Source organism: Sphingomonas sp., from assembly GCF_031361285.1.
Classification (GTDB): Bacteria; Pseudomonadota; Alphaproteobacteria; order Sphingomonadales; family Sphingomonadaceae; genus Sphingomicrobium.
This window is the reverse complement of the sequence record NZ_JANMCO010000013.1, coordinates 140,249-157,418: the sequence shown is the minus strand read 5'-3', so window position 1 is coordinate 157,418 and position 17,170 is coordinate 140,249. Positions and strand designations below refer to the sequence as shown.

At 64.7% G+C, this 17,170-nt stretch carries 18 protein-coding genes; 6 read left to right on the top strand and 12 right to left on the bottom strand.

The window, feature by feature from the left end; translation table 11 throughout:
* Positions 1-5: 5 nt before the first annotated feature.
* Positions 6-398 (bottom strand): four-helix bundle copper-binding protein, encoded by a 393-nt coding sequence (locus RMO25_RS01165; protein WP_309660760.1) that lies wholly within the window; start codon positions 396-398, stop codon positions 6-8.
* A gap of 106 nt (positions 399-504) precedes the next feature.
* On the opposite strand from RMO25_RS01165, the gene RMO25_RS01160 reads away from it, so the two are divergent.
* Complete coding sequence (locus tag RMO25_RS01160) at positions 505-1,809, top strand: DNA recombination protein RmuC (protein ID WP_309660759.1); 1,305 nt, start codon at positions 505-507, stop codon at positions 1,807-1,809.
* Here the strand turns inward: RMO25_RS01160 and RMO25_RS01155 are convergent.
* The 8 genes from RMO25_RS01155 to RMO25_RS01120 are packed head-to-tail and all read right to left on the bottom strand — an operon-like array spanning position 1,806 to position 7,339.
* Positions 1,806-2,174, bottom strand: a complete 369-nt coding sequence (locus RMO25_RS01155; RefSeq protein ID WP_309660758.1) for a hypothetical protein — start codon at positions 2,172-2,174, stop codon at positions 1,806-1,808. The two genes, RMO25_RS01160 and RMO25_RS01155, sit on opposite strands and share 4 nt — an antisense overlap.
* 36 nt (positions 2,175-2,210) lie before the next feature.
* The gene (locus RMO25_RS01150) at positions 2,211-3,011 is read right to left on the bottom strand and encodes an RNA methyltransferase (RefSeq protein ID WP_309660757.1); all 801 of its coding nucleotides are present in this window, start codon (positions 3,009-3,011) and stop codon (positions 2,211-2,213) included.
* A 12-nt stretch (positions 3,012-3,023) separates the two neighbouring features.
* Positions 3,024-3,296: an HPr family phosphocarrier protein gene (locus RMO25_RS01145; RefSeq protein ID WP_309660756.1), complete on the bottom strand. Its 273-nt coding sequence runs from the start codon at positions 3,294-3,296 to the stop codon at positions 3,024-3,026.
* Complete coding sequence (locus tag RMO25_RS01140) at positions 3,293-3,700, bottom strand: PTS sugar transporter subunit IIA (protein ID WP_309660755.1); 408 nt, start codon at positions 3,698-3,700, stop codon at positions 3,293-3,295. The genes RMO25_RS01145 and RMO25_RS01140 overlap by 4 nt, the downstream gene beginning before the upstream one ends.
* A 4-nt stretch (positions 3,701-3,704) precedes the next feature.
* On the bottom strand, positions 3,705-4,634 hold the full coding sequence (rapZ, locus tag RMO25_RS01135) for an RNase adapter RapZ (protein WP_309660754.1): 930 nt from the start codon (positions 4,632-4,634) through the stop codon (positions 3,705-3,707).
* Positions 4,631-5,074: an aldolase gene (locus RMO25_RS01130; protein WP_309660753.1), complete on the bottom strand. Its 444-nt coding sequence runs from the start codon at positions 5,072-5,074 to the stop codon at positions 4,631-4,633. The genes rapZ and RMO25_RS01130 overlap by 4 nt, the downstream gene beginning before the upstream one ends.
* Positions 5,071-6,636, bottom strand: a complete 1,566-nt coding sequence (locus tag RMO25_RS01125; RefSeq protein WP_309660752.1) for a HAMP domain-containing sensor histidine kinase — start codon at positions 6,634-6,636, stop codon at positions 5,071-5,073. Before RMO25_RS01125 ends, RMO25_RS01130 begins: the two co-directional genes overlap by 4 nt.
* Complete coding sequence (locus tag RMO25_RS01120; RefSeq protein WP_309660751.1) at positions 6,629-7,339, bottom strand: response regulator transcription factor; 711 nt, start codon at positions 7,337-7,339, stop codon at positions 6,629-6,631. Before RMO25_RS01120 ends, RMO25_RS01125 begins: the two co-directional genes overlap by 8 nt.
* A 220-nt stretch (positions 7,340-7,559) precedes the next feature.
* On the opposite strand from RMO25_RS01120, the gene RMO25_RS01115 reads away from it, so the two are divergent.
* Together RMO25_RS01115 and RMO25_RS01110 are read left to right on the top strand one after the other, a co-directional pair.
* The gene (locus tag RMO25_RS01115) at positions 7,560-9,182 is read left to right on the top strand and encodes a phosphoenolpyruvate carboxykinase (RefSeq protein ID WP_309660750.1); all 1,623 of its coding nucleotides are present in this window, start codon (positions 7,560-7,562) and stop codon (positions 9,180-9,182) included.
* Positions 9,183-9,225: 43 nt separating this feature from the next.
* The gene (locus RMO25_RS01110; protein ID WP_309660749.1) at positions 9,226-9,672 is read left to right on the top strand and encodes a hypothetical protein; all 447 of its coding nucleotides are present in this window, start codon (positions 9,226-9,228) and stop codon (positions 9,670-9,672) included.
* A gap of 534 nt (positions 9,673-10,206) precedes the next feature.
* Here the strand turns inward: RMO25_RS01110 and RMO25_RS01105 are convergent.
* Genes RMO25_RS01105 through RMO25_RS01095 form a run of 3 tightly spaced genes read right to left on the bottom strand, consistent with a single transcriptional unit; the run spans position 10,207 to position 13,498 of the window.
* Positions 10,207-12,054 carry a DUF885 domain-containing protein gene (locus RMO25_RS01105; RefSeq protein ID WP_309660748.1) on the bottom strand — a complete coding sequence of 616 codons (1,848 nt, stop codon included), beginning with the start codon at positions 12,052-12,054 and terminating at the stop codon, positions 10,207-10,209.
* A 17-nt stretch (positions 12,055-12,071) separates the two neighbouring features.
* Positions 12,072-12,530: an NfeD family protein gene (locus RMO25_RS01100; protein ID WP_309660747.1), complete on the bottom strand. Its 459-nt coding sequence runs from the start codon at positions 12,528-12,530 to the stop codon at positions 12,072-12,074.
* Positions 12,527-13,498 (bottom strand): SPFH domain-containing protein, encoded by a 972-nt coding sequence (locus RMO25_RS01095; RefSeq protein WP_309660746.1) that lies wholly within the window; start codon positions 13,496-13,498, stop codon positions 12,527-12,529. Before RMO25_RS01095 ends, RMO25_RS01100 begins: the two co-directional genes overlap by 4 nt.
* A gap of 69 nt (positions 13,499-13,567) precedes the next feature.
* Here RMO25_RS01095 and RMO25_RS01090 point away from each other — a divergent pair, with 69 nt between their 5' ends.
* From RMO25_RS01090 to RMO25_RS01080, 3 genes are all read left to right on the top strand, one after another.
* A complete protein-coding gene (locus RMO25_RS01090; protein WP_309660745.1) occupies positions 13,568-14,371 on the top strand; it encodes a CoA ester lyase in 804 nt (267 codons plus the stop codon).
* Positions 14,372-14,492: 121 nt separating this feature from the next.
* The gene (gene guaB, locus RMO25_RS01085; RefSeq protein WP_309660744.1) at positions 14,493-15,971 is read left to right on the top strand and encodes an IMP dehydrogenase; all 1,479 of its coding nucleotides are present in this window, start codon (positions 14,493-14,495) and stop codon (positions 15,969-15,971) included.
* A 3-nt stretch (positions 15,972-15,974) separates the two neighbouring features.
* A complete protein-coding gene (locus RMO25_RS01080) occupies positions 15,975-17,150 on the top strand; it encodes an RsmB/NOP family class I SAM-dependent RNA methyltransferase (protein ID WP_309660743.1) in 1,176 nt (391 codons plus the stop codon).
* Positions 17,151-17,170: the final 20 nt, after the last annotated feature.

The window sequence follows — 17,170 nt, the reverse complement described above, 5'->3', positions numbered from 1 at the left end:
GTTTCCTACGCCGTCAGGCTCGCCCCCGCGTTGCGGCAATCGTCGGCGCACTCGCGGCACATGATCGCGCACAGCTTGCAATGCTCGTGATCGTGTTGGTCGCATTCGGCGGCGCAAGCGTCGCAGACCCGCGCGCACAGCTCGAGCATTTCGCGCAGGACGGTCTCGTTGGCGCCGCTGCGGCGCAGGCCGAGATTGGCGGTGGCGTCGCAGACGTCGGCGCAGTCGAGGCAGGCGCGAATGCACTGGGTCAGGTCCATCGGCTCGGCGAGGCAGGCGTCGGCGCACGACAGGCACATCTTGGCGCAATACATCGCGTGATGGACGGCATCGCCGAGCGGCTGGTTGACGTGACCCTTGGCGGCGGGATGGAGCGAAATCATCTTGCGGATGGACATCGGGTTTCCTTTGGGTCGGGGTCGGGCCAAGCGGTATCGCAAGCTTGCCGCTTGAGCAACGCCGACGCGCGAGCTAAGTTCGCTATTCGTTCCTGTGGAGTGGCCGATGGACCTGAGTGTCATTCTAACCGTCGTCATCGCGCTCGGAATGGGCGCGCTGATCGGCTGGCTGGCCGGCAGCCGCGCCGGGGCCGGCGGGGCCCAGGTGATTGATTCGCTGCGGCTCCAACTCGACGAAGTGATCAAGGAGCGCGACGCCAACCGCTCGGCGGCGAGCGAGCTGGCGATCCTGCGCGCCGCGCAGGAAGAACGCGAACGCTCGTTCGATCAGCAGCTCGTGGCGCTGCGCGAGGCCAAAGAGAGCTTGTCGGCCCAATTTCACGAGATTGGCGGCAAATTGCTCGGCGAAGCCCGCAAGGCGTTCCTCGAGCAGGCGGGCGAGAAGTTTACTCAAGCCGTCATGCCGGTCGAGGCGCTGCTCAAAAGCTATCAGGAGAAGCTGCAGACGGTCGAAAAGGAGCGCGTCGACCATTATGCCGGCCTGCGCGAAGCGGTCGAGCTGGTGCGGACCGGGCAGGGGCAGGTGCGCGACGAGACCCGCAACCTCGTCAACGCGCTGCGCTCGTCGCCCAAAGCGCGCGGCCGTTGGGGCGAGCAGTCGCTGCGCAACGTGCTCGAACAATCCGGCCTCAGCCCTTACGCCGATTTCCGCACCGAAGTGTCGGTCGATGGCGAGGACGGTAAGCTGCGGCCCGATGTCGTGGTGCGGCTTCCCGGCGGCCGCCAGTTGATCATCGACGCCAAATGTTCGCTGAATGCCTATCTCGACGCCTGCGAGGAGGTGGACGACGACAAGCGCCTGGCGTTCTTGCGCGCCCATGTCATGTCGATCCGCAATCACGCGCAGCAATTGGGCTCCAAGGCCTATTGGGCCCAGTTCGGGGATTCGGCCGATTATGTGGTGATGTACATTCCGGGCGAGCATTTCTTGACTGCCGCACTGGAGCAGGACGATGGCCTGTGGGATTGGGCCTTCGAGCGCCGCGTGTTGCTGGCCACCCCAACCAATTTGGTCGCCATCGCGCGCACCGTCGCGAGCGTTTGGCGGCAAGAAACGCTGAACGAAGCGGCCGAGGAAATTGCTAGCCTTGGCAAAGAGTTATACTCGCGTCTTGCGACCATGGCTGAACATATGAGCCGGATGGGCAAGAACCTCGCGACTGCCAACACGGCTTACAATCAGATGGTCGGTAGCTTCGAGAGCCAGGTATTCACCCAGGCGCGGCGTTTCGAGGCCCTGGGAGCAGGCAGCGCCAAGGTGATCGAAACCCCGCCGATGGTCGAAGCCAGCCCGCGGCCGCTAACCAAGCTCGCGGCAACGCCAGCGACCGCCAACGAGGGCGTCGCCTAAAGTCCGCCGCAGCCGTTGAAGCGGCGGCCGTCGACATCGACCTGGACCTTATCCGGGTAATTCCGGTCGCTCATCCCGTCGCTGCACTGCGAATGGACGATGTTCACGTTGAGGCGGGGCGTCCGGTAAATCTCGCCGGCAATGCCGACGATCACCGGCGGCGTCGGCTGGGCGACGCGAACATTGTTGCTGCGATCGGTGAAGATCATGTCGCGCGGATCGATGGTGAGATCCCAGAACGGCTCGGTCCCTTGCGCTCGGTAAACGCCTCCCGGCGGGTTCGGCGTGATCGGCGGCGCGGGTGGGGGTGGGCCGTAGCAAGCGGTGAGCAGCGCCAACGGCGCGAGTGCGAATAGATGTTTCATGGTCGGCCTAACCCCGCACGGGGCGTGCAGGTTCCGTCAGACGCGCCAGCTGGCCTTGACCTGGAACGCCATTACGGCCGCCGCGACCGCTGCATTGAGGCTGTCGGCGCGCCCGGCCATCGGGATTTTGACGAGGAGGTCGCAGGCTTGCTCATAGGCCTCGGGAAGCCCTTGCTGCTCGTTGCCGATCAGCAGGAAGCAGGGGGCGTGATAGTCCGCTTCAAGATAGTCGGCCGTCGCTTTGAGGCTGGTCCCGACCAACTGCCCCGGACCGGCCCGCAGCCAGGCTATGAACTCGTCCCAGCGCGCGGTGGCGATAGCTTGGGTGAACACGGCCCCCATGGACGCCCGCACCGTCTCGACCGAGAACGGATCGGCGCTGTCATCCACCAGGATCAGCCCGCCGGCCCCGACCGCGTCCCCGGTCCGCAGGATGGTGCCGAGATTGCCGGGGTCACGCAGCGCCTGCGCGACGATCCACAGCGGGGCGGTCGATCGGTCAATTGCTTGCAGTAAAGTCTCCGGTTGCCGGAACGCTGCCAGCAGCAGCTGCGGATTGTCCTTGCCCGACATTTTGGACAGGATGTCGGGGGTCGTCTCGATCGCTTCACCGCCGGCGGCCTCGGTCGCGGCGATGATGTCGGCGGCGAGAGGATGTTTCGCCCCGTCGGCCGAGAAGGCGATGATCTCGGGTAGGCAGCCACTGTCCCGCGCCTCGGCGATGATCCGCAGTCCCTCGGCCAAGAACAGCCCTTCTTCGCGCCGCGCCTTTTTGTCGCGCAGCGAACGCAGCCTTTTCACGGTCGAATTCGAATAAGCGGTGATTCTCTTAGGCATTGGGCCGGACCATCAATCCTCGCCGAAGCGACTTGCGACCAGCCCGGTGAGCTTTTCCAGCGCTTCCTCGGCGTAAACGCCGTCAACGTGGATGATGATCTGGTCGCCCATCGCCGCGCCGAGCATCATCAGGCCCATGATCGAGGTGCCGCAGACGCGATTGCCGTCTTTCTCAACTTCGATGATCACGTCGAGAGCGCACGCCATGGTAACGAACTTGGCGCTCGCTCGCGCGTGCAACCCCCGCTGGTTTTCGATCCGGACCTCGCGCTGGACTGCGGTCAAGCCGCGGCTTCCCCGAGAATTTCCGAGGCGACCGAAATATATTTGCGCCCGGCCTCACGCGCCGCCGTCACCGCGGCGTGGACGCCCATCACCTTGCGCGCGCTTTCGAGCCGGATCAGCATCGGCAAATTGACGCCGGCGATAACCTCGATGTTCTCGGTCTTCATCAGGCTGATGGCGAGGTTCGACGGGGTCCCGCCGAACAGGTCGGTGAGAATGATTGCGCCATCGCCCCGGTCAACGGTCGAAATCGCCTCGGAAATATCCTTGCGCCGCGCTTCCATGTCGTCATCGGGGCCGATGCAGATCGCCGCGATCTGCTCCTGCGGTCCGACGACATGCTCCATCGCGGTGATGAACTCGGCCGCAAGGCGGCCGTGCGTCACCAACACTAGTCCAATCATTCGTTCAACTCGCCTCCACTGGCCCTCGTCCGGCATTTTCCTCGACCGTGTCGTTTGGCCGGGACCCGAGGTCCCGATGCCGGACATTCGGAGAAAAGCCCGCCCTGCGCAATCGTTCCGCCATTTCAACGGCCGCGGCTACGGAGCGATGTCGCCCTCCGGTACAGCCGAAAGCCACCGTCAGATAGGTTTTGCCGGCGGCCCAGTAGCGGGGAATCCAGTCAATGAGAAGCGCTTCGATGCGGTCCATCGCCGGAATCCAGGCCACATCTGTCTCGATATAGTCACGCACCGGTCCGTCGAGCCCGGTCAGCGGGCGCAGGTCGTCGACCCAATGCGGGTTGGCGATGAAACGCAGGTCGAACACCAGATCGGCGGTCCGCGACATGCCGCGCGCGAACGCGAACGACGTAAGCGTCAGCACTGGCTGGGCAACATCGCCACCGTAGCGGCGTCGAAGCTCGTCGCGCAGTTCGGCGGGGGACAAGTCGGTGGTGTCGAGGACGCTTTCGGCCGCACTGCGCAGCGGCGCGGTGAAAGTGCGCTCGCGAGCGATGCCATCCTCGGCCGGCCGGTCGGGCGCCAACGGGTGGCGGCGGCGGGTCTCGTCGTAGCGCCGAATGAGCTCGGCCCCGGAACAGTCGAGGTAGAGGATTTCGGGAGCCACGCCGGCGATCGAGTGGACGATGGCGGGCAAAGCGGCGGGATCGAAGCCGCGGCTGCGAGTGTCCATCCCGACCGCGATCGGCACCTGACGGTCGCCAATGAGGCCCTGGTCGACATAATCCTTGAGCATCAGGGCCGGGAGGTTCTCGACGCAGTCCCAGCCCATATCCTCCAGCGCGTCGAGGACGGTCGATTTGCCGGCCCCTGACATGCCGGTGACGAGCAGCAGGCGTGGCCGGGGAGGCTGACCCTGCCGCTTTTCGCTCACTGGAGCTTGAGGCCCATGCGATCGAGCGCCCAAGCGACCTTGGATGGCGCCGATGCGGCCATTGCGTCGATGTTGATCAGCGGCAACGCCACGCCCAGGATCGGCCGTTCGCGACTGTCGTCCGGCATGCGCTGGATGTCGCTGGTCAACTCGACCAGCAAGGCGACCGGCATGTCGCCAGCATGGTCCAATTCGACGATGCCGATGCCGCGAATCTCGAGCTTGCCGGCGATATTGGGCGGTGCCGACGCGATTAGCCAATCATCTTCCCGCCGGACGAGAGTCTGATCGTCGCTAACCAACGTGAACCCGCGATCGAGCAGCCGCAGCGTCAGGTCGGACTTGCCGGAGCCCGAGGGACCGGTGATCAGCACCGCGCGGCCATCCAGAGCAACGGTGCTGGCATGGACGGCTTCTGATGATAGGCGCGGCGAGTTCATGGCAGTGGTGCCGCCGGCAAACTGATGGTGAAGCGCGCTCCCGAAGGCGCGTCGTCGCGATCCTGCACGTCAATCTCCCCGTCATGGCCTTCGACAATTGCCCGGGCAATCGCAAGGCCGAGTCCCGAATGGCGACCGAAATTCTCGCCTTCCGGCCTTACTGAGTGGAATCGGTTAAAGATCGCTTCACGGGCTTCGTCGGGAACCCCGGGGCCTTCGTCGTCGATCCGGATCAGTACCTTATCGCCGACCCGGGTGGCGGCGATCTCGATCAATCCGCCGGGCGGCGAGAAACTGATCGCATTGTCGATGATGTTGTTGATTGCTCGGGCCAGCCGATCGGGCTTGCCGAGCACCACCGCGCTCGCGCGCCGCGGCCGAGCGAAAGCAATGCTGGCGTCGCCGTCTTCACGGCGATTCTCCCAGCTGGACGCAAGTTGCTCGATCAGTGGGCCCAGGTCGACGACTTCGAACGTCGCGCGGGCAAGCTCAGCGTCGGTGCGCGCCGCTTCGCCGATGTCGCCAATCAATCGGTCGAGCCGGAGCACGTCGTCGCGAGCAACGTCGATCAGCTGCTTCTGCAACGCTTGGTCATCGACCCGGTCGAGGCTGTCGAGCGCCGAACGCAAGGACGCCAGCGGGTTCTTGAGTTCATGCGTGACGTCGGCGGCGAACGCTTCGATATTATCGATCCGCTGCCGCAGCGACTGGCTCATGTCCGACACGGCCCTCGCCAGCAACCCGATCTCGTCGGTCCTGGAGGGCAGGCGAGGAACATTGACCTCCCGCGCCCGGCCCAGCCGAACGCGATGCGCCGCCAGGGCCAGCCGGCGCAGCGGGCGGACGATAGTCCGGGCAAGGAACAGTGACAGGAGAATCGAAAGGATCGTCGCCATCGTCATTAAGGCCACCAAAACGGAGCGCTGGCTGCGCACGGTGCGGGTGAAGCCGCGATCGTTCTCGGTAATTAACAGCACCTGTTCACCGATTGGCACCGCGGCCGAGAAGACCGGGGTCAGGTCGGGCGCATTGCGGACTTTTGTGGTGGGCAAGCCGCTAATCTTGCTGCTCAAGGCTTCGGGCCACGACTGCAGCTGGTCGACCCGCGGTTCGGCGAAATCCTCGAGCGGGCGGGCGCCGACCAATGCATTGAAGCCACGGTCGAGCGTCCGCGCGACATCTTTCTTCCAACTTTGGGATTGGGGATCAACCAGTTGGTAGGTTGAACCGGTCTGTCGCCAGCTGTCTTCGGCAAGCTGCCCGTCGGCCCCGTACAGGCGGATCCGGCTCCCGGTCGAGCGGCCGATCGCGGCCAGCGCTGGCGACCTCGCCGCGGCCGGAATCTGGGTTAGCGCCGACGCCGTCACCACCGCCTCCGATTTTGTCTGCCGGACGCGCTCCTTGCTTAAGCGGTTGCGGAAGACGTCGAGGTAAATGATGCTGAGTGCGAGCAACATTAGCGTCAGGATATTGACCGCGAGGATGCGATAGGTGAGTGTCCAGCGCCCCGACCAACTCAGGACGAGGTCACCGGTATCACCCGTCTGCATGGCGTCACTCATCGTCAAAGCGGTAACCGACTCCATAGAGGGTTTCGATCGCGTCGAAGTCCGCATCGACGCTGCGGAATTTGCGGCGGATGCGCTTGATGTGGCTGTCGATTGTGCGGTCGTCGACATAGACGTCGTCCTGATAGGCGATGTCGAGCAACTGGTTGCGGCTTTTGACCACGCCCGGGCGCTGCGCCAGTGCTTCCAGGATCATGAACTCGGTCACCGTCAAAGTGACGTTCAGCCCGGCCCAGATCACCTTGTGGCGCGCCGGGTCCATGGTCAGTCGCTGGCGCACCAGCAGCGGCACTTCGGCCTCGTCGCGGGTCGCGCTGGCCTCGCCCATGGCGAGCTCCTGGCGGCGCAAAATCGCCCGGATCCGCGCGATCAGCAGCCGTTGCGAAAACGGCTTGGCGATATAATCGTCAGCGCCCATGGCCAGACCCAGCGCTTCGTCGAGCTCGTCATCCTTGGAGGTAAGGAAAATGACCGGCATCGAGCTGGTTTCGCGCAACCTTCGCAGCAGTTCCATGCCGTCCATGCGCGGCATCTTGATGTCGAACACGCCCAAGTCCGCCGGATTTTCGGCAAACGCCTTGAGCGCCGCATCGCCATCCGAATAGACGCGAGTGATGAAACCCTCGGCCTGGAGCGCGATGGAGATTGACGTCAGGATGTTGCGGTCGTCGTCGACCAGCGCGATCACTTGGCTCATCAATGGCCTTTTGGGGCAGCTTTGCCGGGGACGCTCGGCTTAGCCAGCGTCCGGGGTTGAAACAAGCGTGGCCACTTAGGACAAGCCGCACTTCTGGCTACTTTGACCCCGCGCGGTCTTCGGGTTTATAGACGCCAATACGCACACGCATGCGGCGGCAGGACTCGGTGCAAAAGCGCCAGGGCGCCGCCGCATTGCCATTTTAGAAGGGGACGATTGAGTGACCGACCGGATTCCGAAGCATGGACTGGACGCGCAGGGGATCACCACCGCCGCCGAGCTCCATTGGAATCTGACCACCGCGCCTTTGGTCGAACATGCCGTGCGCCGGGCCGAAGGGTTGCTCGCCAAGGACGGCCCGCTGGTCGTCCGCACCGGGGCACATACCGGCCGCAGCGCCCAGGACCGCTTCATCGTCCGCGATTCGACCAGCGAGCGCACGGTGTGGTGGGGCAAGACTAACAAGCCGATGGACGGCGAGGCCTTCGACCGGCTGCACCAGGATTTCCTCGCGGCGCTTGGCACCAAGGATAAATTGTTCGTCGCCGACCTGTTCGGCGGTTCGGAGCCCGAGCATCGCGTTCGTGTGCGGGTCATCAACGAGCTGGCGTGGCACAATCTGTTCATCCGCACCTTGCTGGTCCGCCCCGAAGCCGACGAGCTGGCGGACTTCGACCCCGAATATACCATCATCGACTTGCCGACCTTCCAGGCCGACCCGGAGCGCCACGGCTGCCGCGGCGCGACGGTGATCGCGGTCAATCTCGAAAAGAAGCTGATCCTGATTGGCGGCACCGCTTATGCCGGCGAGATGAAGAAGTCGGTGTTCGGGCTCTTGAACTTCCTGCTGCCGCCGCACGGCATCATGCCGATGCATTGCTCGGCCAATATCGGCCCCGACGGTGACACCGCGATCTTCTTCGGCCTGTCCGGCACCGGCAAGACGACGCTGTCGGCCGACCCCAACCGCACCCTGATCGGCGACGACGAGCATGGCTGGTCGGACACCCACGTGTTCAACTTTGAAGGCGGTTGCTACGCCAAGATGATCCGCCTGTCGGCCGACGCCGAGCCGGAGATTTTTGCCACCACCAAGCGCTTCGGCACCGTGCTCGAGAATGTCGTGATGGACCCGGTGACGCGCGAGCTTGACCTCGACGACGGCAGCCTGGCCGAGAACAGCCGCGGCGCCTATCCGATCGAGTTCATTCCCAATTCGTCCGCGGACAATATGGGCCCGTTGCCCAAGAATGTGGTGATGCTGACCGCCGACGCGTTCGGGGTGCTGCCGCCGATCGCCCGGCTGACACCCGACCAGGCGATGTACCATTTCCTCTCCGGCTACACCGCCAAGGTCGCCGGCACCGAGATTGGCGTCACCGAGCCCGAAGCAACCTTTTCTACCTGTTTCGGCGCCCCGTTTATGCCGCGCCACCCGTCGGTATATGGCAATCTTCTCAAGAAACGGATCGCGGAAGCGGGGGTCGACTGCTGGCTGGTCAACACCGGCTGGACCGGCGGCAAATATGGCGTCGGCCAGCGGATGCCAATCCAGGCGACGCGGGCGCTGCTCAACGCCGCGCTCGACGGCAGCCTCAAGAATGCCAACTTCCGTAAGGACCCTAACTTTGGTTTCGACGTTCCGGTGGCGGTGCCCGGCGTTGACAGCGGCATCCTCGATCCGCGCGGCACCTGGGCGGACATGGACGAATATGACCGGACCGCGGCCAGACTGGTCGACCTGTTCGTCGCCAATTTCGCCGAGTTCGCCGAACATGTCGACGAAGGCGTGCGACAATCGGGACCGAAGGCGCGCCAACCGGCCGCGCCCGCAACCGCCTGAAGCCCGGCTTTAGGTCGGGCCCCCGCGAAGTAAGGCCCGACCAATGACTGATTATAAACCACGCCTGTTCCACGACGACGCCGGGATCGTCCACATCGGCGAGGGATTGATCGCGCGCACCTTGCCGCGCGTCGAATGGACCCACGAGGCGCATCTTGCGACCACGACCTATCTGCTTACCCGCCGCCCCGACATCGACATCGACGCGGCGCTGCCGGGCTTAATCCGCGCCTACAATGAGAGCGTCGGCGGGGTGAACAGCGACAGCGAAGGCTATCACGAAACCATCACCCGCGTGTTCCTCCACGGCGTCCGCCTGTTCCTCGCCGAGGCCGACCCCAAGGAACCGCTGCACGAACTGGTCAACGAGCTGTTGCTGTCCCCAATGGGCCGCCGCGACTGGCCGCTGCGGTTCTACACGCCCGCGCGATTGTTCTCGGTCGAAGCGCGGCGAGATTTCATCTCGCCAGACATTGCAGCTTTGCCATAAGTGCGAATGTCCGCTTTGGGTGGATAGAGGACATTAGCTCGTCGTCAAACGGTACCCGCGTGCGCGGATCGCGCGCTGAAAGTGGAGCCAGAAAGGTTTCCATGCTTCGTAATCGTCGCTGAAACATGTGCGTTCGACCTCAACCGCGACTGGGCCATCCTCAAGCTCGGCCGTCAGGTTAATGGCGACTGTGGCCTTGGGGCTTTGGAGTATTAGGATTTTCTTGCCTGTAGTCGCGACGCTGCTGAAGCTCATGCCCATCGTCGCCTCAGAAGAAGCTCCCAGCCACTTTTCCAAAAGTCCGAGCTCTGTCCAACGCACAGCGAGCGACGCCCTCGCCTTCACACCCGCCCGCTTCGGACTCGAGCACACTGTCTCGTTGGCCACCGCGCACTGCGCGTGCAGCGCAACAACGAATGCCAAACCGAGACACGCGACTCTAGGGAGGCTTACGCGCATCGTGGCTGTTTCTCATGTGGAGCTAATGTCCGCAATGGGTCGAAAGCCGACATTCGCGCAATCGGCGCCGAGGCGCTACGCCGCCTTCGTCGTCCGGATATACTCGTCGACATTCTTCGCGAGGACATCCATCGGCACGTTGCCGCCGAGCACGACCGCGTCGTCGAACGCCTTGATGTCGTAGCGCGGGCCGAGCGCGGCTTGCGCCTTGGCGCGCTGGCGGTTGATTTCGCTGTGCCCGACCTTGTAGCCGCACGCCTGACCCGGCCAGCTGCAATGGCGATCGACTTCGGATGCGACTTCCTCGGCCTTGGAGCCATTCTCGTCGACGAAGAAGCGGACGCCCTGTTCGCGCGTCCAGCCCTTGGCGTGGAGGCCGGTATCGACCACCAGCCGGCAGGCGCGAAAGGCGATGCCCTGCAGATAGCCAAGCCGGCCGGCGGGGAAATCGTCATAGGCGCCAAATTCGTCGGCAAGCTGCTGCGCATAGAGTGCCCAGCCTTCGGAATACGCATTGAACGCCAGCATGGTGCGGATGAGCGGCAGCTTGTTGGCATATTCGCCCTGCCAGACGTGACCCGGGATCGCTTCGTGGTGGGCCAGGTCGGGCAAATCGAACTTGGTGTGCAGCGAGGTTGAGCGCAGGTTGATCCAGAATTTGCCGGGGATGGTGCCGTCGATCGAGCCGGCACCGCCGTAAGCGCCGGGCGCGCCGGGTTCTTCCTCGGGCGGCAGGCGGCGGACCTCCAGATTGCCCTTGACCAATGTGTTGAACATCAGCGGCAATTTGCTGCGAATGATCCGCAGGCGTTCCTGGATGAAGGCCATGATTTCGGCCCGGCCCTTGTCGCCGTCGCTGAATTTATAGAGCGGGTCCTTGCCCAGCGCCTGCATCCGCTCGCCGATCGAACCCTTGGTATAGCCAAGGCTTTTGAGGATCGGGTCCATCCGTCCCTGCAGCTCGCGCAGTTCATCAATGCCGCGCTGATGGACTTCGTCCGGCGTCATATTGGTGGTGGTCGATGCCTTGAGCGCCCAGCGATAATAATCGTCGCCGTGCGGGCGCGATGACATGCCCGGATTATCGGTGGCGACGGCGCGCTCGGCGCGCAGTTCGGCGAGCTGGCGTTCGAGGGCCGGGGCTACCATCTGCGCTGAAATCAGGCGCGCTTTCGCCGCCCAATTGCCGGGGATCTTTTTCTCCCTTGTGCGGCGTTCGATCGATTCGACCAAAGAACCGCCGTCGTGGGCATTCTTCGCCGACAGCGCCATTTGCTTGAGCGTCTTGTCGAGCAGGAAGCCCGGCGGCACCAGGCCGATGGCGCGTGCGGCGCGGATCCGGCCAAGCTCGCCGTCGAGCTGCTTCGGATACGACTCAAGCCGCGCCAGATAGGCTTGCGCGTCGGCCGCGCTGTCGATCGGATGCTCGGCGTCGAGGAAGCGCGGCAGATCGAGATAGGCGCCGACATTCTGGATGACGACGTAGGGCGAGTTGCGCCAACTGCCGACCGCGACGTCGCCGTACGGCAAGGCAAAACCTTCGAGCGCGGTCGCGTAGGCGCTGCGCACGACCTCGACGCTGGTGCGGACCGAATGCGACAGGCCCGAAACGTCGATCGCCTGGGCGCGTTTGAGGTCGGACCGCAGCTGGGCCGCCAGGCGTTTCTGCCCGAGCGCCGACCGATCGCCGAGCTGATGGCGCATGGCCGCGTGCGGACCCTTGTCGATGCCGAGCGTGGTCGCGGTTTCAGGTGACAGCCGAAGCAAATTCTCGGCGATAGAATCGAGCAGCGCGCCCGCTTGCGCGTCGGTGACGCGGCGAGCGGCGGCGAACGCCGGCGCGGCGCCCGAGACCAGGGGGAGCGCGACACTGGCGGCGAGGGCCGCGACCGTCTCGCGGCGGGAAAGCTGCGTGTTGAACAAGATTGAAGCTCCGTTTTTTACGCGGGAGGAAGAATGCGCTCGGCTTCGACATTGAGGCAATTGCCATCGACGCCGGTGATGCGGACTCGCTCCCCCGGTTGAGCGGGACCGCCACGCGCGCTCCATTCGCCGTCGGCGACCCGCACGCGGCCATTATGCTCGTCGACCGCGGCGACCACTGTCACGACTTTTCCGACCAACCGCGCCGAGCGGTCGTTCAACAGGGGGTCACCACCGTGCCTGGCGGCGTTGGCGTAGACGCGCCGCCCGACCATCACCGCGAGCAGGGCATAAAGCGCAAACAGGCCCAGCTGCGACGCCGTGCCGAGGTCGAACAAAACGGTGAACAAGCCGGTTGCCATCGCCGCGGCGCCGACGAACATAAGGAAGAACCCTGGTGCGAGCACTTCGAAGATCAGCAGCAGGACGCCGCCGATCAGCCACAACCAGCCGGGATCGATCTCCAGTCCGTTCATGACTTGCTGTCGGGCACGGTCGGCGCCGCCTTGGCGCGCACCGCCGGAATTCCCCTGCTGCTATCGCCGAACGCTTCGCGGGCGAGCTCGCCAATGCCGCCCAATGTGCCCATCAACTGGGTCGCCTCGACCGGGAACAGGATCGTCTTGGCGTTGGGTGAGGTGGCGAATTTGCCCAGCGCCTCGACATATTTCTGGGCGATGAAGTAATTGATCGCCTGGCTGCTCCCGCCCTCGATGGCATCGCTCACCGACTTGGTCGCATTGGCTTCGGCCATGGCGGAACGTTCGCGAGCTTCGGCGTCGCGGAAAGCGGCCTCCTTTTGTCCTTCCGCCTGGAGGATCCGCGCCTGCTTTTCGCCCTCGGCGCGCAGGATTTCGGACTGGCGCATGCCTTCGGATTCGAGGATCGACGCGCGCTTTTCACGCTCGGCCTTCATCTGTCGGGTCATGGCGTTGACGATGTCCTGCGGCGGGCGAATGTCTTTAAGTTCAACGCGGGTAATCTTGACGCCCCACGGCTCGGTCGCATGGTCGACCACCGCCAGCAGGCGGGCGTTGATCTCGTCGCGCTTGGACAGCGTCTCATCCAAGTCCATCGAGCCCATGACGGTGCGCAAATTGGTCGTCGAAAGCGCCATCAGCGCCGAATAAAGGTCGCTGACTTCGTAGGCGGCCTTGGCGGCGTCGATCACCTGGAAGAAGACGACGCCGTCGACCGCGACCATCGCATTGTCCTTGGTGATGATCTCCTGACCCGGGATGTCGACCACTTGCTCCATCATGTTGATCTTGCGCCCGACGCGGGTGACGAACGGCAAGACGAAGTTGATTCCGGGTTCGGCAACGCGCACGAAGCGGCCGAAATGCTCGAGCGTATAGCGATAGCCCTGGTGGACGATCTTGACGCCCATCATCACGAACAGGAGCGCCAAAACGGCGATTGCAATCATGAAAGCGGTCAGCATGGTGTGTCTTGTCCTTTATTTGAGCGGCCATGATGCGACGGTCGCGTGTCCCGTGAAAGCGAAATCGGTATGACCATCGACCTCTACACGGTGCGCTCGATCCTGTTTTTGCCGGCCTCGAACCCGCGCGCCATCGCCAAGGCGCGCGGCGCGGGCGCCGACCTGGTGGTCCTCGACCTCGAAGATGCGGTGAAGCCCGAGGACAAGCTGGCCGCGCGCCAGGCAGCAGTCGATGCATTCATCGAGCCATGGGCGATGCCGGTGGCGATCCGAGTCAACGGGGTCGGCAGTCAGTGGCATGACGATGATTTGGACGCCGTGGCCCATTCGCAGGCCGACTTTGTCATCTTGCCGCGCGCTACGTCCGCGGATGCGGTCCGCGCGGCCCGGGATCGGGTCGACCTGCCAACGTTGGCGATGATCGAAACGGCGGCGGGAGTGCTCGCCGGACCGGAAATAGCCAGAGAGGCGGCGGCTTTGATCGCCGGCACCAACGATCTGTCGGCCGACTTGCGCTTGCCGCCCGACGCCGGGCGCGCGCCGCTGCAAATGGCGTTGCAGTCGATCGTGATCGCTGGCCGCGCTGCGGGGATCGCGGTGTTCGATGGCGTGTTCAACGGCCTCGACGACCCCGACGGATTTGCCGCCCAGGCCGGGGAAGGCCGCAGCCTCGGCTTCGACGGCAAGAGCCTGATCCACCCCGATCAAATCGAACCCTGCCACCGCGCTTTTGTCCCGACCGAAGCGCAAATCGACCGCGCCCGTCGCTTGCTCGACGCCGCGACCGGCGGCGCCGAGCGGTTCGAGGACCAGATGATCGAACGCAAGCACGTCGAAGCGGCGCAGCGACTGCTGGCGCGGGCGCCGCAATAATCCGACGTTGCGAGCGGAGAGCGGCAATGCAGGTAGTTTGTTGCGCTGGATTGCCCCGTCGCCGCGCTCCTCGCAATGACGGCGGGGTTGGCGAATCGGCTGCTTCCTGCCAAAGGCCCGCATGGCTGACCTCCACACTATTCCCGACATACCGCTGGGCCTGACCTTTGACGACGTGCTGTTACGCCCGCTCGAATCCTCCGTTCTGCCTAGCCAGGCCGACACCAGCACCTTCCTGACCCGCGCCATTCCACTTAGGATTCCACTGATTTCTTCGGCGATGGATACGGTTACCGAAGCCGACATGGCGATTGCGCTGGCGCAGCTGGGCGGGATCGGGGTCCTCCATCGCAACCTCGACATCGACGAGCAAGCGGCGGCGGTGCGCGCGGTCAAGCGCTTCGAAAGCGGCATGGTGGTCAATCCGATCACCGTCAGCCCCGACCAGACGCTGGCCGAGGCGCTGGAATTGATGACGACCAACCGCATCAGCGGCATTCCGGTCGTCGAGCGGTCGGGTAAATTGTGCGGCATCATTACCAACCGCGATGTGCGCTTCGCCGAAAATCCGAAGCAGCCGGTCAGCGAGCTGATGACCAAGGACAATTTGGCGACGGTGCGGCTCGGCACCAGCCAGAAAGAAGCGCAGCACATCCTGCACCAGCGCCGAATCGAGAAACTGCTGGTGGTCGACGACGCCAATCATTGCGTCGGGCTGATCACCGTCAAGGACATCGAGAAATCGGTCGCCGCGCCGTTCGCCACCAAGGATGCCGAAGGCCGGCTGCGGGTCGCGGCGGCAACCACCGTCGGCGATAGCGGCTTCGCGCGGTCCGAAGCGTTGATCGACGCCGGGTGCGATTGCATCGTTATCGACACCGCCCACGGCCACAACACTGACGTCGCTGCCGCGGTCAAGCGCGTAAAGTCCTTGTCCAATGCGGTCCAGGTGGTCGCCGGCAACATCGCTACCGCGGAAGCGGCCAAGGCGCTGATCGATGCCGGCGCGGACGCGATCAAGGTCGGCATCGGCCCGGGATCGATCTGCACCACGCGCATCGTGGCGGGCGTCGGCGTGCCGCAACTGACCGCGATCCTCGCGGCCGCTGCGGCGGCGGCCAAGAGCGGCGTCCCGGTGATCGCCGACGGCGGCATCCGGACCAGCGGCGACATCGCCAAGGCCCTGGCAGCTGGCGCATCGACGGTGATGGTCGGGTCGCTGTTTGCCGGCACCGAGGAAGCCCCGGGTGAAACCTTCCTGTACCAGGGCCGCACCTACAAATCCTATCGCGGCATGGGTTCGGTCGGGGCGATGGCGCGCGGCTCGGCCGATCGCTATTTCCAGCAGGACATCAAGGATCAGCTCAAACTGGTGCCCGAAGGGATCGAGGGACAAGTGCCGTTCAAGGGCCCGGTGCGCGACATCGTTCACCAACTTGTGGGCGGGGTGAAGGCGGCGATGGGCTACACTGGGTCGAGCAGCATCGCTGAGCTGCAAAAACGCGCCAAGTTCGTCCGTATTACCAACGCCGGCCTGTCCGAAAGCCACGTCCACGATGTCACCATCACCCGCGAAGCGCCCAATTATCCGACACGCTAGACCATGACCCCGGCCGCGCGGCTGCAGGCGGGCATCGAAATCCTGGACGAAGTGATTGCTTCCGCCCGCGACGACGGGCCGCCTGCCGACATCATCGTTACGCGATACTTCAAGACGCGCCGTTATGCCGGGTCGGGCGACCGCCGGGCGGTGCGTGAATTGGTCTTCCGGGCGATCCGCCGGTCGGCCGAAGTCCCGGCGAGCGGGCGCTCAGCGATGCTCGGACTGGCGCAGGAGGCGCCCGAGTTTCTCGCGCTATTCGGGGAAGTCCGCGGACCGGCAGCCATCGTCGACGGTGAGCAAGGGAGTCCGGCGCGGGTCATCCCAGCCTGGCTGGAGCCGCAGATCTCGCGACTGGTTGAGCCCGGTGAATGGCCGGTGCTGCTCGATCGCGCGCCGCTCGACCTGCGGGTCAATGCGGCGCGCGCCAACCGCGACGAACTGCTTGGTCAGTTTCCTGGCGCCGAGCCGACGCGGATCAGTCCGTGGGGCCTGCGGCTCCCGTTCGACACGCGGATCGATGACCATGCCGCCTTTACCGACGGCCTGGTCGATGTGCAGGACGAAGGCAGCCAGCTGATCGCGCTGGCCTGCGAGCCCAAGGACGGCATGCGGATCCTCGATTTGTGCGCCGGGGCCGGGGGCAAGGCGTTGGCACTGGCGGCGGCCGCGCCGGGCGCGGCGATCCTCGCCACCGACACCAATCGTTCGCGCCTGTCGAAGCTGGCGCCACGGGCTGTGAAAGCCGGCGCCGTGATCGAAACTCGCCTGCTCAATCCGCCACACGAACTGGAGATGCTGGCCGATTGGGCCGAAACCGCCGACGTCGTGCTGGTCGACGCGCCCTGTTCGGGGAGCGGCACCTGGCGGCGCAATCCGGAAGGTCGCTGGCGACTCTCGCCCGAGCGGCTCGATCGCCTTGTGCGGGTTCAGGCCCAGCTGCTGGAGATTGCCGCCGCGCTAGTTCGCCCCGGCGGCGCACTGGTTTATGCGGTGTGCTCGATCCTCGAGGCTGAGGGCGAGGGCCAGGTGACCGGGTTCCTCAGCGGCCGTTCATCCTGGATTGCGCAGGAAACGCCGATTGCCGCCGGGCGTTTAACGGGTAGCGGGCGCCTCCTGGTCCCAAGCCAGGACGGCACCGATGGCTTTTTCGTCGCGCGGCTGGTCCGGCCATGCTAGATAAGCCGGGAGCGAATTGG

Coding starts and splice junctions, on each gene's coding strand:
- RMO25_RS01140 (WP_309660755.1), bottom strand. CDS start 3,700: ATGATTGGACTAGTGTTGGTGACGCACGGCCGCCTTGCGGCCGAGTTC.
- RMO25_RS01080 (WP_309660743.1), top strand. CDS start 15,975: ATGACCCCGGCCGCGCGGCTGCAGGCGGGCATCGAAATCCTGGACGAA.
- RMO25_RS01125 (WP_309660752.1), bottom strand. CDS start 6,636: ATGAGTGACGCCATGCAGACGGGTGATACCGGTGACCTCGTCCTGAGT.
- RMO25_RS01160 (WP_309660759.1), top strand. CDS start 505: ATGGACCTGAGTGTCATTCTAACCGTCGTCATCGCGCTCGGAATGGGC.
- RMO25_RS01155 (WP_309660758.1), bottom strand. CDS start 2,174: ATGAAACATCTATTCGCACTCGCGCCGTTGGCGCTGCTCACCGCTTGC.
- RMO25_RS01130 (WP_309660753.1), bottom strand. CDS start 5,074: ATGAACTCGCCGCGCCTATCATCAGAAGCCGTCCATGCCAGCACCGTT.
- RMO25_RS01150 (WP_309660757.1), bottom strand. CDS start 3,011: ATGCCTAAGAGAATCACCGCTTATTCGAATTCGACCGTGAAAAGGCTG.
- RMO25_RS01095 (WP_309660746.1), bottom strand. CDS start 13,498: ATGCTGACCGCTTTCATGATTGCAATCGCCGTTTTGGCGCTCCTGTTC.
- guaB (WP_309660744.1), top strand. CDS start 14,493: ATGGCTGACCTCCACACTATTCCCGACATACCGCTGGGCCTGACCTTT.
- RMO25_RS01120 (WP_309660751.1), bottom strand. CDS start 7,339: ATGAGCCAAGTGATCGCGCTGGTCGACGACGACCGCAACATCCTGACG.
- RMO25_RS01110 (WP_309660749.1), top strand. CDS start 9,226: ATGACTGATTATAAACCACGCCTGTTCCACGACGACGCCGGGATCGTC.
- RMO25_RS01090 (WP_309660745.1), top strand. CDS start 13,568: ATGACCATCGACCTCTACACGGTGCGCTCGATCCTGTTTTTGCCGGCC.
- RMO25_RS01100 (WP_309660747.1), bottom strand. CDS start 12,530: ATGAACGGACTGGAGATCGATCCCGGCTGGTTGTGGCTGATCGGCGGC.
- RMO25_RS01165 (WP_309660760.1), bottom strand. CDS start 398: ATGTCCATCCGCAAGATGATTTCGCTCCATCCCGCCGCCAAGGGTCAC.